We start from the raw sequence: 14909 nt of genomic DNA, 5'->3' as shown, positions 1-14909 counted from the left end.
CTGACCTGCGACGATGCAGCGTTCAGCGGTCTATCGGCTCGATGATGTAGCCGCCCGGCAGGCTGGCCGACTCGAAGCCGGTGACGTCCACCTGCACCCGGAGGATCCCGTTCTCCAGGACCGCGTGCGCGCCGTCCGCCTCCGGTGGGCCGACCCGTGACTCCAGCGTGAACCCGACGCCGACGAGCCGTTCGATCGCCTGGTCCAGTGCGGCGATCGAGCTGCCGTGGATGGCGTAGTCGCCACTGATGGTCCAGCCCGTGTCCGCGTTGCCACCCGAACCGAGCAGCACGCCGTCCATCAGGGGCAGCTCGCCCTCGGGGAAGTCCGGGGGCAGTGCACCAGGGAACTCCTGGCCGGCGTCCGACCCGACGTCGGCCGCGTCGAGCCCACCGGTCACGGCGGCGTCGCCGCCGGTCACGGTCAGCTCGAGCGGTGCGCTGAGCACCTCCCAGGAGGCCGGGTGTTCGGGTGCGTCGATGCCGAAGCCGACCGCCACGAACACGCGGTAGTCCCCGTCGGGGAGCGGCGGCACGTCGGTCGAGGGGTCTGTGCAGGTGTCCGTCAGCGGGTGCCAGGCTCCTGTGAGCACCAGTTGTGAGCCGTCCGCCGGGAGGTCGAGCGGAGTCCCGGACGGCGGCCCACCTGTCGTGCCGGCGCGCCACCAGCTGAGCACCCGGCCGTCGAGGTCGGTGATCATGGTGACCGTCTGCGCGTTGACGGTGCCGGTCAGGTGGCCGGCGTTCACGGAACCGATCGTGAGGTCCAGGCTCAGGCCGTCGGTGCCCGGTTCGTCCGGGTCGCCGGCCCGGTGCGGTCCGGCATCGGTGCCGAGCGTCACGTACAACGGGTTCTCACCCGCCGCGGGCGTCACCTCGCCGCACACCGGGGCGTACCCGCCCGCCGACGCATCGGTGGGGTCCGCCGTCGGATCGGGGTCCTCGACGGTCGTGACCCGGCCATCGGTCACGTCGATGATCACGGCGTCGGAGTGCCAGTCCCCACCCAGCGGGGTGAGTCCACCGGTGAGCATGAGGCCGTAGGTGCCATCGGGCAGCGGGTCGCCCTGGGCGACGGTCTCGGACCCGCAGGCCCCCACCGTGCCGAGCGCCGCCACCACGCCGGATGCCCCCGGGCCCAGCGTGGTCGGCTCGGTGCCGCCGGCCGTCGCAAGACCCACGATGTCCCCGCCGCCGAAGAGATACACGACCAGCTGGGCGGGCGCGGCCTGCACCTCGGTGCTGCCGGGGTTCGTCACCGTGGTGGCCACTGCCAGCCGCATCCCGTCCGCCATCGTCAGCGACGCGGGGCCGGAGGAGACGGAGGCCGAACTCACGACATCGGCCAGGCGGGAACCGCAGTAGTCCCAGGCCGTGCTCACCGGCGGCGCCGGAGGATCCGGTTGGGTCGCCTGCCAGGTCAGCGTGCCGATGGCCGCCACACCGGCCACGCCCACCACCCCCACGGCGCTCGAGCCCACCCGGTTCACCGTGCGGCGGTGCCGCACCCGGCTCCGGATCGCGCCGAGGCGCCCGGTGAGCGGGTCGGCCTCGGGTACGGTCGTCTCGGCCACCTCCCGCAGCAGTTCATCGAGGTTCATGGGTGGGCCTCTCCTGCGGTGGTTACCGGGTCTGCGGTGGCTACCGGGTCTGCGGTGGGTAGCGGGTCTGCGGTGGGTACAGGGTCCGGGGTGGTTACCGGGTCCGGGGACGGATCGGGCGCGAGCCGCGCGGCGAGCGCGGCGTTCGCGTCGCTCAGGTAGCGCTTCACGGTGCCCTGGGCGATCCCGAGCTCCTCGGCGATCTGCGGGACGCTCAGGTCCACGTAGTAGCGCAGCACCACGCACGCGCGCTCGCGCGGGCTCAGGGTGCGCAGCGCGGCGGTGACGTCGACGCGGGCCGACACGACGCCGTCGGGCTCCGGTGCGACGCCCTCGGGCACCACGAACAGGTGCCGCACCTTGGCCCAGCGGCGGTGCCGCCGGTAGGCGTCCAGGTACAGGGTGAGGATCGCGCGGCGCACGTACGCCTCGACGTCCTCGATGTCACGCGGGCGGCGGGTGCCCGCGAACACCTTGACGAGCGCGTCCTGGACGAGGTCCTCGGCGCCGCGTCGCTCGCCGACCAGGAGCGAGGCGTACCGCAGCAGAGCCGTGCCGCGCTCGCGGACCAACTCGGTCAGGGCATCCTCGCCGTTCATCACCCACCTCGTCACCTTGGGCGCCTCTACCCATGATGACGCACCACAGCCCCGAATCGTTGGGTAACCCCGGCGGGCGCTGGCGTCAGTCGGTGATCTCGATGACGCCGGCAGGGGCGATGGCCAGGACGTTGCGGGTGCCCTCGCTCCAGTACAGGTCGAGGTCCATGAGCATCACGTACGCCTCGTACCGGCCCGGCTCCAGTGGCTCGAGCGGGAGGGACGGCGACCAGCCCGGTGCGCAGAAGTCCCCGAGCGAGTGCCCGGCGTTGACGACCTGCGTCTCGTCCGGGCCGAGGGCGAGATCACGGGTGTCGTCACTGCCGAGGTACTCGGGGGAGACGACCACGCCGTCGGAGACCAGGACGGTCCAGGTGTAGACCCCGTGCGCGACCGACTCCGCGCTGACGTTGCGTGCCGTGGGCTCCAGGGAGATGGAGTTCCCCCCGGCGCTCGGATCGGAGACGAACGGGCCGTCCGGCCACGCCACGGTCAGCTCGAGGCCGGTGTTCATCGTCGGCGGCGCCCAGGCGTCGCCGCACACCGGCTCGAACACCGGGGCGGGCTCGAGGGCGCCGACCGGCTCCGTTGGGCCGACCACGCCGTCGGTGATCGAGAACGCCGCCGCGTCCGTGGCCCACCGTCCGGAATCCACGACGGAGCCGACCTGGTGCAGCGCGTAGTCGCCGTCCGCGAGGGACTGCCCCTCGCACGCCGAGAACTCGAACGTGGCAGACCAGTCCACCGCGTTCCCGGCCGGCACGGTGATCATCTCGGCCGAGCGTCCGTCCAGGTGGTACCCGCGCACCGATCCGGTCACCGGGTCCACCGCATAGGAGGAGATCGAGCTGACCGGCACCTCGAAGTCGCCGTCGTCGGGGTTCGCCACGGTGGTCGTGACCACCGCGGCCGGCCCCTGCCCGTCGGGTGCGATCGCCGAGGACGCCACCGCGGACGAGACACCGTCCGGCAGGAGGTCGTCGATCGTCAGCGTGCACACCTCGACCGGCTGGGCCGGCGGCAGCGGGCCGGAGTCCAGGTCGCTCACCTGCCACACGATCACGCCGATCGCGGCCACGGTGGCGACGCTCGCCATGGTGGCGCCGGCGGCGCGGGCCCGACGGCGGCGCCTGACCCCGGCGATGAGCTCACCGGTGCGGGAGGTCAGCGGGTTGGGCGCGCTCGCGCGCGCCTCGTTGCGGAGCATGTCTTCGAGGTTCATCGCCGTTCTCCTTCCAGGGACCCATCGAGCTCGGCCACCAGGTGCAGGCCCGCGTCGTGCAGGTGCCGTTTCACGGTGCCGGGGCTCACGCCGAGCTCGTCGGCGATCTGCGGGACGGTGAGGTCCGCGTAGTAGCGAAGGACCATGCAGGCACGTTGCCTGGGTCCGAGGACGGCCAGGGCGCGGTCCACGTCGAGGCGGTCCGGGCTGTGCCGTTCGGGACCGGCCGTGGACTCCGAACCGGGCAGCAGGTGCCGCACGGCGGCCCAGCGCCGACGGCGGCGGTAGCCGTCCAGGTAGAGCGTCAGGACGGTGCGGCGTACGTAGGCCTCCGCGTGCTCGATGGCGACGCGGCCGTCACCACGCGGTGGCTTGCGCATCACTGCGAACACCTTCGTGAGGGCCTCCTGGACGAGGTCCTCACCCTCGGCGCGATCCCCGCACAGCAGGGCCGCGTACCGCACCAACGCACCCCCTCGTTGGCGCACCAGGTCCGTCAGGACCGGTTCCCAGTGGCTCATGATGTCCCCTCATTGCAACCTGTCACCGGCAGCGGGTTCGGCGCGAACCCCGTGCGACCGGCGTCGGGCCGGCCTTCATAGAGGTAGACGACCCAGCGTCCCGAACCGTTGAGTCCACCCACCCCCGATTGTGGTGGCGCCAGGGACCAACGTCCCGGTGTTTTCGTACGTCAGGTCAGCAAACCGCAACATGTAGTAACTCACGGCGTGTTGCACCACAACATCTAGCCTCGTCCGGATCTACGGTCGAAAGGTCGAATCCACTTCGGACCAAGGAGCCCACCGTGAGTACCCAGAACCTCCCACCCGCCCGCCAGACCCACGCGACGCCGTCGGGCAGTGCCGTCCGGCCCACCCTCGTCGACCCGGTCGCGACGGTGGACGACTACCTGGACCGCAGCGACTGGCGCGTCAACGCGAACGCGAACCAGGGTTTCTCGCTCGGCGGCCTGATGCTGAACACCTCCGGCAAGGTCATCGCGAACTACTGGCTGGACACGGTCTACCCGGCCGCCGTCGGCCGCGCCCACCGCGCGGCGGACCTGCACATCCACGACCTCGACATGCTCTCCGGTTACTGTGCCGGCTGGTCGCTGCGCGCACTGCTGCACGAGGGCTTCAACGGGGTCCCCGGCGCGATCGCGGCTCGGCCACCCCGGCACCTCTCCGCCGCCGTCGGGCAGATCGTGAACTTCCTCGGCACCCTGCAGAACGAGTGGGCCGGGGCGCAGGCGTTCAGCTCCTTCGACACCTACCTGGCCCCGTTCGTACGCGCGGACGCGATGACCTACGAACAGGTGCACCAGTGTCTGCAGGAGATGATCCACAACCTGAACGCGTCCTCGCGGTGGGGCACCCAGACCCCGTTCACGAACCTCACGTTCGACTGGACGTGCCCCGACGACCTGCGCGAGCAGATCCCGATCGTCGGTGGGCAGGAGTGCGACTTCAGCTACGGCGACCTGCAGGCCGAGATGGACCTGATCAACCGGGCATACATCGACGTGATGACCGCCGGTGACGCCGGCGGGCGGGTCTTCACCTTCCCGATCCCCACCTACAACATCACCAAGGACTTCGACTGGGACTCCGGGAACGCGCAGGCGCTGTTCGCGATGACCGCGAAGTACGGGCTGCCCTACTTCCAGAACTTCATCAACTCCGACCTGGACCCGGGCATGATCCGTTCGATGTGCTGCCGGCTGCAGCTCGACCTGCGCGAGCTGCTGGCGAGGGGCAACGGGTTGTTCGGGTCCGCGGAGCTGACCGGGTCGATCGGCGTGGTGACCGTCAACTGCGCCCGGTTGGGGTACCTGCACGCGGGCGACGAGGCCGCGCTCGTGGCGGCGCTGGACCGGCTGCTGGACCTGGGCAAGGAGTCGCTGGAGCTCAAGCGGACCGCCGTCGCCGGCTGGCTCGAGGCGGGCCTGTACCCGTACACGCGGCGCTACCTGCCCTCGCTCGACAACCACTTCTCGACGCTCGGCGTGAACGGGATGAACGAGATGGTCCGCAACTTCAGCGCCGATGCCTACGACCTCACCGACCCGCGCGGGCACGCGCTGGTCGCCCGGCTGCTGGATCACGTGCGCGAGCGCCTGATCGGCTACCAGGAGGAGACCGGCCACCTGTACAACCTCGAGGCCACCCCCGCCGAGGGCACCACGTACCGGTTCGCGAAGGAGGACCGGCGCCGCTTCCCCGGCATCGTCCAGGCCGGCACCGACGCCAACCCCTACTACACGAACTCCTCCCAGTTGCCCGTTGGCTTCACCGACGACCCGTTCGAGGCCCTGACCCGCCAGGACGACCTCCAGCGCAAGTACACCGGCGGCACCGTGCTGCACCTGTACCTGAGCGAGCGGCTCTCCGGCGCGGAGGCCTGCAAGCGGCTGGTGCGTCGCTCGCTCGAGCGGTTCTCGCTGCCGTACCTAACCGTCACTCCGACCTTCTCCATCTGCCCCGCGCACGGCTACCTGGCGGGGGAGCAGCCGACCTGCCCGCGTTGCGCCGCCGCCGACCCGGACGCTCCTCCCGTTGTCTGCGAGGTCTGGACCCGCGTGATGGGCTACCACCGGCCGGTCAGCTCGTTCAACATCGGCAAGAGAGGCGAGCACGAGGAGCGGCGCCACTTCACGGAGGCGGCGGCGGGCGTCGGTGCTCCGGTGCTGGAGCCGGTGTGAGCACGACGTCGATCGCTCGCCGGGGCGCAGTGAGTCCGGCCGGGGTGGACGGCCCGACGGCGCCCACTCGCCCGGGCGCGCGGGCGGCGGGCCTGCAGGTGGCCGGGTTGACCCGGATGTCCGGGTGCGACTGGCCCGGGCGCCTCGTCGCGACCGTGTTCCTGCAGGGTTGCCCGTGGAACTGCGCGTACTGCCACAACCCTGACCTGATCCCCACCCGCACCCCGGGCCTGCACGCTTGGCAGGACGTGCTCGAGTTCCTGGCCGGTCGCGTCGGCCTGCTCGACGGCGTCGTCTTCTCCGGCGGCGAGCCCACCCGCCAGCTGGCCCTCGGCGGTGCGATCGAAGCCGTGCGCGGCCTCGGGTTCGGCGTCGGACTGCACACGTCGGGCGCGTACCCGAGCCGGCTGGCCGCCGTCGCCGGGTCCGTCGACTGGATCGGCCTCGACATCAAGGCCGAGCCCGACGGGTACCCGGACGTGATCCGCACCGGCGGCGGGGCCGCGGCCTGGCGCAGCCTGGACGTGGCCCTGGCCTCCGGCGCCGACGCGGAGGTGCGCACCACTACCCACCCGGGCTCCGCCGTCGACGTCCTCGCCCTGGCCCGGCGGCTGCACGCCGCAGGCGTGCGCCACTACGCCCTGCAGCGCGCCCGGCCCGAGGGGACGCGGGAGGAGTTCGCGGCCGACGGCGTCGGCTGGGAGGAGCGGTTCGCCCGCCTCGCCGAGGCGGTCGGCGAGGTCGGGTTCGAACGGTTCGAGGTGCGGTCGGGCTGAGGCAGGGCCGGGGGTGGGGCGCGCTGGCCTCGCGCCTGGCGCCCGGGGGCGGTGCCATGGGTGGGCGGGCCGAGCACCCGAGTGGCTCATGGCATCGCCCCTGTTGGCTAGACTCTCGCTCAGCCCGAGGCGACACGGATGCCTGGGGACCTGTGCGTAGTTCGTCGAGGAGGACGGATGCTCGAGCTCGGAAACACGAGCGTTGTCATTGTGTCGGTGATCGCTGTCATCGGTGTTCTCTCGCTGGTCCTGGCGGTGATCCTGCGGAAGCAGGTTCTCGCTGCCGGTGAGGGAACGCCGAAAATGCAGGAGATCGCCGCCGCTATCCAAGAGGGGGCCTCGGCGTATCTGAGCCGGCAGTTCCGAACACTGGCGATCTTCGCCGTGGTCGTGTTCGGGTTGTTGTTCCTGCTACCAGGCGACGGCGCCATCAAGATCGGGCGGTCGGTCGCGTTCCTGTTCGGGGCGGGTTTCTCCGCCGCGATCGGTTACCTCGGCATGTGGCTCGCGACCCGCGCGAACCTGCGCGTCGCTGCCGCCGCCACCGGGGCGAACGGACGCGCCGAGGGGGCGCGCATCGCGTTCCGCACCGGCGGCGTGGTCGGCATGAGCGTGGTGGGCCTCGGTCTGCTCGGCGCTGCGGCCGTGGTGCTCAGCTTCCGCGGCGATGCGCCCGCGGTGCTGGAGGGCTTCGGCTTCGGCGCGGCGCTGCTGGCGATGTTCATGCGCGTCGGCGGCGGCATCTTCACGAAGGCCGCCGACGTCGGTGCGGACCTGGTCGGCAAGGTCGAGAAGGGCATCCCCGAGGATGACCCGCGCAACGCCGCCACCATCGCGGACAACGTCGGTGACAACGTCGGCGACTGTGCCGGCATGGCCGCGGATCTGTTCGAGTCCTACGCCGTGATGCTGGTTGCCGCGCTCATCCTGGGGAAGGCGACCATGGGTGAGCAGGGGCTCGTGTTCCCGCTCATCGTGACCGCGATCGGGGCGATCGTGGCCGTGCTCGGCGTGGCGATCACGCGTGTCCGCGGCACCGAGAGCGGGTTGCGGGCGATCTATCGCGGCTTCTACGTGTCCGCTCTCGTCGGCGCCGGCCTCGCGGCCGTGGCGGCGTTCATCTACCTGCCGTCGACCTTCGCGGCGATCCCCGGCGTCAGCGCCGACCTCGCCGAGCACGCCGGCGACCCGCGGCTCGTAACGGCCGCGGCAGTGCTGGTCGGCGTGGTCCTGGCCGGGATCATCCTGGCCGTGACCGGGTACTTCACCGGCACCACGTCAAAGCCGACCAAGCACGTGGCAGCCACCTCGCGGACCGGCGCCGCCACCGTGGTGCTGTCCGGCATCGGCGTCGGGTTCGAGTCGGCCGTGTACACGGCCGGGATCATCGCGGCCGCCATGTGTGGGCTGTTCCTGCTAGCAGGCGGCTCCATCTGGCTCTCGCTGTTCCTGATCGCGCTCGCGGGTTGTGGCCTGCTCACGACCGTCGGTGTGATCGTCGCGATGGACACGTTCGGGCCCGTCAGCGACAACGCGCAGGGCATCGCCGAGATGTCCGGTGACGTCGACGAGGAGGGCGCCAAGATCCTGACCGACCTGGACGCCGTCGGGAACACCACGAAGGCCATCACCAAGGGGATCGCGATCGCGACCGCCGTGCTCGCGGCGACCGCACTCTTCGGCTCCTACGGCGACGCGGTGAACACTGCCCTGGCGGACATCGACTTCGACCCGGCAGCGCGCGGGAACGACCTCGTCGCGGCGATGCTGAACTACGAGATCGTCTCCCCGATCACGCTGGTCGGCCTGATCCTCGGGGCTGCGACGGTGTTTCTGTTCTCCGGGCTGGCGATCGACGCCGTGACCCGCGCGGCCGGGGCGATCGTGTTCGAGGTGCGCCGTCAGTTCCGGGACTTCCCCGGCATCATGACCGGCGAGACACGACCGGAGTACGGCAAGGTCGTGGACATCTGCACCCGCGACTCGCTGCGGGAACTGGCGACGCCGGGTCTGCTGGCCGCGTTCGCGCCGATCGCCGTCGGGTTCGGCCTGGGTGTCGGTGCGCTCGCCGGGTTCCTCGGGGGTGCGATCGGTGCCGGGGTGCTGATGGCGGTGTTCCTCGCGAACTCCGGAGGTGCCTGGGACAACGCCAAGAAGATCGTCGAGGACGGCCACTACGGCGGCAAGAACTCCGAGGCGCACGCCGCGGTGGTCATCGGTGACACGGTCGGTGACCCGTTCAAGGACACCGCCGGCCCGGCCATCAACCCGCTGATCAAGGTGATGAACCTGGTCTCGGTGCTGATCGCACCCGCCGTGGTCGTCATGAGTGTCCCGGCCGACGCCAACCACGTGGTCCGGATCGCGATCGCCACGGCGGCCGCCCTGATCGCGTTCGGCGCGATCGTCGCCTCTCGGCTGCGTGCGTCGAAGGTGGACGCCGCCAACGAGGCTCAGGCCGAACGCGAAGCGGAGCAGATCGCGGCGAACTGAGTTCACTCGCGCCGCCGACCGGTGGGCGTCCTACGGCCGTGAGGGTCGTGGGGCGCCCTTCGGCGTTTCGTCGCACGTGCTGACCACGGCTTAGATCTGCCCGCCACGGCTCAGGTCTGCCTGTCACGGCTCAGATCTGCTCGACCACGGACGTCAGGTCGCCCCCGGCATTGCCGGTGTTGACGACCCCGGCGGGCTCCAGCAGCAGTGCCTTGACCTCCGCGTCGGCGCGCGGGCAGTGCTCGACCCCTCGCGGCACGACGAAGAGCTGGCCGGGGCCGAGGACGACGTCCCGGTCCCGCAGTTGGATGGTGAGCAGCCCGTCCAGCACGAGGAACAACTCATCGGTCTCATCGTGGGTGTGCCAGACGAAGTCGCCCTTGATCCGGACCAGCTTGACCTCGTAGTCGTTCAGGCGCGCGACGAGTTTGGGCGACCAAGGCTCGGCGAAGAGATCGAACTTCGCGTTGAGGTCCACCGCGTCTTCTGTCATGGCCCATAGTCTGCCAACGCCGCGCCAGGCGAGGCGTTGGCAATGGCACGATGAGGGCATGGATCCAACTGCCGCACGTACCGCCCTGATCACCGGCGCGAGCCGGGGCATCGGACGCCACCTTGCCCTCGGCTTGGCCGACGCAGGGCTGGATGTGGCGCTGCTCGCTCGGGACGTCGACCGGCTGACGGGCGTGGCCGAGGAGGTCGAGTCCCGTGGTCGTCGTGCGGTGGTGCTGGCAGCGGACGTGACCGATCGCGTCGCCGTCGATGCCGCCGTCGCCGAGGCCGAGTATGCCCTCGGGAGGGTGGACCTGCTGGTCAACAACGCCGGCCTGGTGGATGCCGAGGTGCCGCTCTGGGAGGCGGATCCCGACCAGTGGCGAGAGGTTCTCATCACGGACGTGTACGGGCCGTTCCTGCTGGCTCGGGCCGTCGTGCCGGGGATGCTGAGTCGCGGCGGCGGGCGGGTCGTGGACCTCAACTCCGGGGCGGGCACCCGCGACTTCGCCGAGTTGAGCTCCTACAACGCGGCCAAGACGGCACTCTTCCGCATCGGTGGCGGGTTGCACGCGGCCGGCTTCTCGCGCGGCTTGCGGGCGTTCGAGGTGGCGCCGGGTGTGGTCCCGACCGACATGTCCACCGGGATGCGGATGCACGCGGACCGGACCGACTGGACCCCACCCGAGGCCGTGGCAGGGATCGTGACGGCCATCGCGGCGGGGGAACTGGACAACCTCTCCGGCTGCTACCTGAGGGCTGGCCTGGACACGGTCGATGATCTGCGCGCCCGAGCGGCAGCGGGACCGCAAGCCGGGCGCCGTCTCGAGATCACGGACTGGGTCTGACCGCTGGGACGTCGCGTCCACACTCCAGGTCTCGCGCAGGACCGCACCCGGGTGCGGTGGTGCCGTCAGCTCGTGACCGGCGGCTGATCGAGGGCGGTGTCGTGGTGCTCGCGCGGGCGCACCCGGATGAGCAGCAGCAGGCCGACGAGCAGCACCAGGATGATGCCGAGGATGCCCCAGTACTGAGCCTCATCCCTCGACAGCCCGGTCACGGCGACGCCCACCACGATCGCGGTTGAGAACGCGGCGGGCGCCATGAAACTGACCGCTCGCCCTGTCGTGGCATAGAGGCCGAACACCTCACCCTCGCGTCCCGCGGGGATGAGTCTGGCCAGGAACGTGCGCGAGGCGGACTGGGCCGGCCCGACGAAGATGCACAGGATCAACCCGAGGATCCAGAACACCCTGGTGCCGCCGGAGTGGAAGAAGAAGATCAGGGTGCCGGCGATGATCATGGACGTCAGCGACAGCAGGATCACGCGCTTCGGGCCGAGCAGGTCGTCCAGGGCGCCGAACGCGATCGTGGCGACCCCGGCGACGACGTTCGCCACGACACCGAAGATGATCACCTGCCCGGCGCTGAACCCGAACACTCCGGCCGCGATCACCCCGCCGAACGTGAACACGCCGGCCAAGCCGTCGCGGAACACGGCCGAGGCGATCAGGAAGAAGACGGTGTTCCTGTCTGCACGCCAAAGGTCGGCGATCGTGCGGAAGAGCAGGCGGTAGGACTCGATGAGACCGGGTCGGGGAGCTCGCGCGGCGCCGGTCTTGGGCTTGTCCCGGATCGTCAGGATCACCGGGATCGAGAACAGCAGCGTCCAGACGGCACACAGGAGCATGGTGACGCGGACGTCCATGCCGTTCTCGCCAGTGATGCCGAAGACGCCCACGTCGGGGTTGATCAGGCCGAAGTAGACCATCAGCAGCAGCACGATCCCGCCGATGTAGCCCAGTCCCCAGCCGAGCCCGGACACCCGGCCCACGGTACTCGCCGTCGAGATCTCGTTGAGCATGGCGTTGTAGTTGACGGAGGCGAACTCGAACGCGATGTTGCCGCCGGCGAGGAGGAGCAGGCCGAGCCAGAGGTACTCGGGCGCGGGCTGGACGAAGAACAACCCGGCCGAGGCGATCACGACGAGCAGAGTGTTGACCGTCAGCCACAGGGTGCGTCGACCCGCCCGGTCTGCGCTCTGGCCCGTGATGGGAGCGAACAGTGCGATCAGCACACCCGCTCCGGCGAGGACCCATCCGAGCGTGGACTCCGCACCCGGGCCGAACGCGTCCGAGGTGATGTAGACAGTGAAGACGAACGTGGTGATCACAGCGTTGAACGCTGCGGAGCCCCAGTCCCAGAGCGCCCAGGCGGTCACCGGCCAGGTCAGGATCCGGCTCGGCGGCGCCTTCGGATCGCTGTCGATGCTCGAGGCACCTGGCGCAGGCGACACCGCCTTGTTCGTCTCGTCCATAGGGACAAGGTAGAGACAACCTGCATCCAGATGGTGTCCAACGGACGAACGGCGCACCTCGGGCGTGGCGGTGGCGCGTGGATCCAGCTGTGCTGCCCCCGAGCCGCGCCAACGGATCCCTCTGACGCGGTCCTGACGCACCGCGTCAGTTCCAGGGCGGGTTGGTGGGGTGGATTTCGGTGCCGTCGGGTCGGTAGAAGTGCCATTTTCCGTTGTGTCGGGTCATGGTGATGTTGTGGGTGTGGATCCAGTGGTGGTGGTAGTAGCAGGCGAGGCCGGCGTCGTGGAGGTCGGTGTTGCCGCCGTCGGCCCAGTGTTTGGTGCCGTGGTGGGTTTCGCAGCGTTCGGGTGGGGCGGTGCAGTTGTGGTAGACGCAGTGGCGGTCGCGGGCGATGATGGCGCGGCGTTGGGCGGCGGTGTAGAGGCGGTGGGCTCGGCCGTGGTTGAGGATTTCGTTGTCGGGTCCGAAGATGATGCGGTAGGTCTCGCCGGAGCAGCCGATGATGCGGTCGAGCAGGTCGCGGGGGACGGGTCCGGTGTTGTCGGTGAAGGTGGCTGGTCCCGCGGCGAGTAACGCGGCCCAGTCCCGCCCGCCACCGGGTACGGCGATGCTGGGCACGGCGATGCCGGGCACGGCGATGCCGGGCACGGCGATGCCGGGCACGGCGATGCCGGGCACGGCGATGCTGGGCAGGGCCGTGCCGTTGGTGCCGGGCAGGGCGGTGCTGTTGGTGCCGGGCACGGCGGTGCCGCTGGTGGGTTGGCCGAGTGCTCCGACGGCCCGCGATTGGCAGTCGGGCAGACCGGTGGCCTCCGACGTGGGCGAGGGGGCGGGTGCTTGCCCGGGAGGGCTCGTGTTGCTCGCCGTAGGTGTGGAGTCCTCGGGTTCGTGCCCGGTCGCCGGGGTCGGTGCTTGCGCGGAAGCGCCGGGCTCGCCTACCGGGGTGGCCGGGTTCGTCGGGGTGGGCGCTTGCGCGGAAGCGCCGGGCCCGCCTGCCGGAGTGGCCGGGTTCGCGACAGTGGGTGCTTGCGCGGGCGTGCCGGGCTCGTTCGCCGGACGGGCTGCCGTGTCCGTTGTGGTCGGGCCGGCGTTGCTGCGCGGGCTGTGGTCGGCCGGGTCATCGGTCGGGTCGGTGGTGGTGTCCAGGCCGGGTAGGGGTTCGGTGATCGGCTGCGGGGGCGCCGTCGGGCTGGCTGCCTCGGCTGCGTCGGGCCCCTCGTCAGCTGCCGAGTCTTCGGTTCCGGCTGCTCCGGCTCCAGTTGCGGCTTCGGTGGTTTCGGTGGTGGTGATGATGTCGAGGAATTCGGGGTAGTTGATGAGGACGCCGAGGTGGGGTCGGACGGATCCGGAGGTGCCGACTTTGCCGTGGTCCAGGGCGGTGTGGGCGAGGTCGCTGAGGGCTTGGGCGCGGCGTTGGGAGGAGGTGCGGGTCTCTCCGGCGGCGGGCTTGCCCATGATCGCTTCGAGTGCGGTGCGTACGTATTGGCCGTGTTCGAGGGTGAGGAATCCGGCGAGGTGGTAGCCGTCCATGGTGCGGTCGATGTTGAGGTATTCGCGGTCGGAGGCGGCGTGGTGGGCCTTGTCGGTGGCGTCGGGGTCGGCGATCGCGACGAAGTGATCGACCAGCCTGCGCAGGTCCTCCGGCGAGCGGGTGGCGGCGTTGGCGAGTAGGAACTCCTCCACCGTCTGCACCCGCCCAGCACGGTCGGGGGTCGCGTCGTCGTCGGGCTCGGCTTCGGGGGTGGCGTCGCTGGCGTCGGCGCTGCCTGTCGTGGCGTCGGTGGCCTCGACGGACTCGGTGGCGTCGGCGCCCTCGGTGGGGTCGCTGGCCGCGGTCGCGTCGGTGCCATCGCTGCCGTCGGTGCTGGTGCTGCCGTCGGTGCTCGCCTCGGCTGTGTTGGGGTTGGTGGGGGTGGCGGGGTATTGCAGGCCGTCGACGGCGGCTTGGGTGGTGGTGGCCTTGAGCAGGATCTGGGCCTGGTCGATGCCGATCTTTCCGGTCCGTAGCCAGGTCCGGGTCGCGGGCAGACTGTTGCGTAGCCCGGTGGCCAGGGTCGACATCCGGCGGGCGCTGGCACCGCTGATGCCGTAGGTCTTGGCCACGTAATGCGGATAGGTGCGCAATCCCTTGCTGGTGTCCCAGGTCCCGGCCTCGGACTCCAGGCCCATCCAGTCCAGCTGGGCACCGGTCAACGCCTGCGTGATCAGGTGCGTCCGCAGCGCCGCGTGGCCCAGGAACCGGGACCCATACCGGTCGGACTCGGTGACCGGATCCGCGGTCGCGATGCCCTGCGTGAGGGCCTCGATCGCGATCAACTGATCATCCAGCGACCCCGCCATCAGGTCCGCCAGAGACAGATGCATCCGGGACGCGAGCGCCACACCCGGACCCGACGGGACAGCACCGGTGGTCGAACCGGGGCCGCCGGTGCCGGTCGTGGTGGTGTCGTCCATGTGTGCTCACCTCCCCGTCGTCGAATGGCCCGAGACACTGACTGGCATTCGTACGTCTGTTTGACTGCTTGACCTCCACTCTAGGACGTCCCACCGACAGCGCAAGGACCCCGATTTCCGTTGTGGATACAGGGACAGCAGCCCATCCAACCGACCCACAACCAGCCGCCGAGACACCCCGATGACCCTCCATCCACACGGCCCGGACCGACTGGATCTCCACTGTCGTAGGGGTGGTCTACGGCGACCGT

At 70.5% G+C, this 14909-nt stretch carries 11 protein-coding genes; 4 read left to right on the top strand and 7 right to left on the bottom strand.

Translation table 11 applies throughout. From position 1 onward, the window contains the following. Positions 1–22: 22 nt before the first annotated feature. From GKS42_RS21730 to GKS42_RS21715, 4 genes are all read right to left on the bottom strand, one after another. Positions 23–1600 (bottom strand): hypothetical protein, encoded by a 1578-nt coding sequence (locus GKS42_RS21730; protein ID WP_154795724.1) that lies wholly within the window; start codon positions 1598–1600, stop codon positions 23–25. Then, positions 1597–2199: a SigE family RNA polymerase sigma factor gene (locus GKS42_RS21725; RefSeq protein WP_154795723.1), complete on the bottom strand. Its 603-nt coding sequence runs from the start codon at positions 2197–2199 to the stop codon at positions 1597–1599. Before GKS42_RS21725 ends, GKS42_RS21730 begins: the two co-directional genes overlap by 4 nt. An 85-nt stretch (positions 2200–2284) precedes the next feature. Next, positions 2285–3421, bottom strand: coding sequence for a hypothetical protein (locus GKS42_RS21720; RefSeq protein ID WP_154795722.1), 1137 nt, complete (start codon positions 3419–3421; stop codon positions 2285–2287). After that, positions 3418–3942, bottom strand: coding sequence for a sigma-70 family RNA polymerase sigma factor (locus GKS42_RS21715; RefSeq protein ID WP_154795721.1), 525 nt, complete (start codon positions 3940–3942; stop codon positions 3418–3420). The genes GKS42_RS21720 and GKS42_RS21715 overlap by 4 nt, the downstream gene beginning before the upstream one ends. 284 nt (positions 3943–4226) lie before the next feature. On the opposite strand from GKS42_RS21715, the gene GKS42_RS21710 reads away from it, so the two are divergent. The 3 genes from GKS42_RS21710 (at position 4227) to GKS42_RS21700 (ending at position 9394) form a co-directional block, all read left to right on the top strand. Further along, positions 4227–6125, top strand: coding sequence for a ribonucleoside triphosphate reductase (locus tag GKS42_RS21710; RefSeq protein ID WP_154795720.1), 1899 nt, complete (start codon positions 4227–4229; stop codon positions 6123–6125). Beyond that, positions 6122–6901: an anaerobic ribonucleoside-triphosphate reductase activating protein gene (locus GKS42_RS21705; protein WP_232847787.1), complete on the top strand. Its 780-nt coding sequence runs from the start codon at positions 6122–6124 to the stop codon at positions 6899–6901. The genes GKS42_RS21710 and GKS42_RS21705 overlap by 4 nt, the downstream gene beginning before the upstream one ends. Positions 6902–7078: 177 nt before the next feature. Continuing rightward, the gene (locus GKS42_RS21700; protein ID WP_154795719.1) at positions 7079–9394 is read left to right on the top strand and encodes a sodium-translocating pyrophosphatase; all 2316 of its coding nucleotides are present in this window, start codon (positions 7079–7081) and stop codon (positions 9392–9394) included. Between the two features lie 130 nt (positions 9395–9524). On the opposite strand, the gene GKS42_RS21695 is transcribed toward GKS42_RS21700, so the two are convergent. Beyond that, positions 9525–9887, bottom strand: a complete 363-nt coding sequence (locus tag GKS42_RS21695) for a cupin domain-containing protein (RefSeq protein ID WP_154795718.1) — start codon at positions 9885–9887, stop codon at positions 9525–9527. A gap of 58 nt (positions 9888–9945) precedes the next feature. Between GKS42_RS21695 and GKS42_RS21690 the strand changes: the two genes are divergently transcribed. Next, a complete protein-coding gene (locus GKS42_RS21690) occupies positions 9946–10734 on the top strand; it encodes an SDR family NAD(P)-dependent oxidoreductase (protein ID WP_154795717.1) in 789 nt (262 codons plus the stop codon). Positions 10735–10799: 65 nt separating this feature from the next. Here GKS42_RS21690 and GKS42_RS21685 read toward each other — a convergent pair whose 3' ends face one another. Together GKS42_RS21685 and GKS42_RS21680 are read right to left on the bottom strand one after the other, a co-directional pair. Then, positions 10800–12203: an MFS transporter gene (locus GKS42_RS21685; RefSeq protein WP_154795716.1), complete on the bottom strand. Its 1404-nt coding sequence runs from the start codon at positions 12201–12203 to the stop codon at positions 10800–10802. Between the two features lie 145 nt (positions 12204–12348). Beyond that, complete coding sequence (locus tag GKS42_RS21680; protein ID WP_154795715.1) at positions 12349–14658, bottom strand: HNH endonuclease signature motif containing protein; 2310 nt, start codon at positions 14656–14658, stop codon at positions 12349–12351. Between the last annotated feature and the right edge of the window lie 251 nt (positions 14659–14909).

The organism is Occultella kanbiaonis, assembly GCF_009708215.1.
In the GTDB taxonomy this organism is placed as follows: Bacteria; Actinomycetota; Actinomycetes; order Actinomycetales; family Beutenbergiaceae; genus Occultella; species Occultella kanbiaonis.
The sequence above is the reverse complement of the archived record's forward strand: the minus strand, read 5'-3'. Positions and strand labels throughout refer to the sequence as shown.

Coding starts and splice junctions, on each gene's coding strand:
- GKS42_RS21725 (WP_154795723.1), bottom strand. CDS start 2,199: ATGAACGGCGAGGATGCCCTGACCGAGTTGGTCCGCGAGCGCGGCACG.
- GKS42_RS21685 (WP_154795716.1), bottom strand. CDS start 12,203: ATGGACGAGACGAACAAGGCGGTGTCGCCTGCGCCAGGTGCCTCGAGC.
- GKS42_RS21700 (WP_154795719.1), top strand. CDS start 7,079: ATGCTCGAGCTCGGAAACACGAGCGTTGTCATTGTGTCGGTGATCGCT.
- GKS42_RS21720 (WP_154795722.1), bottom strand. CDS start 3,421: ATGAACCTCGAAGACATGCTCCGCAACGAGGCGCGCGCGAGCGCGCCC.
- GKS42_RS21715 (WP_154795721.1), bottom strand. CDS start 3,942: ATGAGCCACTGGGAACCGGTCCTGACGGACCTGGTGCGCCAACGAGGG.
- GKS42_RS21730 (WP_154795724.1), bottom strand. CDS start 1,600: ATGAACCTCGATGAACTGCTGCGGGAGGTGGCCGAGACGACCGTACCC.
- GKS42_RS21695 (WP_154795718.1), bottom strand. CDS start 9,887: ATGACAGAAGACGCGGTGGACCTCAACGCGAAGTTCGATCTCTTCGCC.
- GKS42_RS21680 (WP_154795715.1), bottom strand. CDS start 14,658: ATGGACGACACCACCACGACCGGCACCGGCGGCCCCGGTTCGACCACC.
- GKS42_RS21690 (WP_154795717.1), top strand. CDS start 9,946: ATGGATCCAACTGCCGCACGTACCGCCCTGATCACCGGCGCGAGCCGG.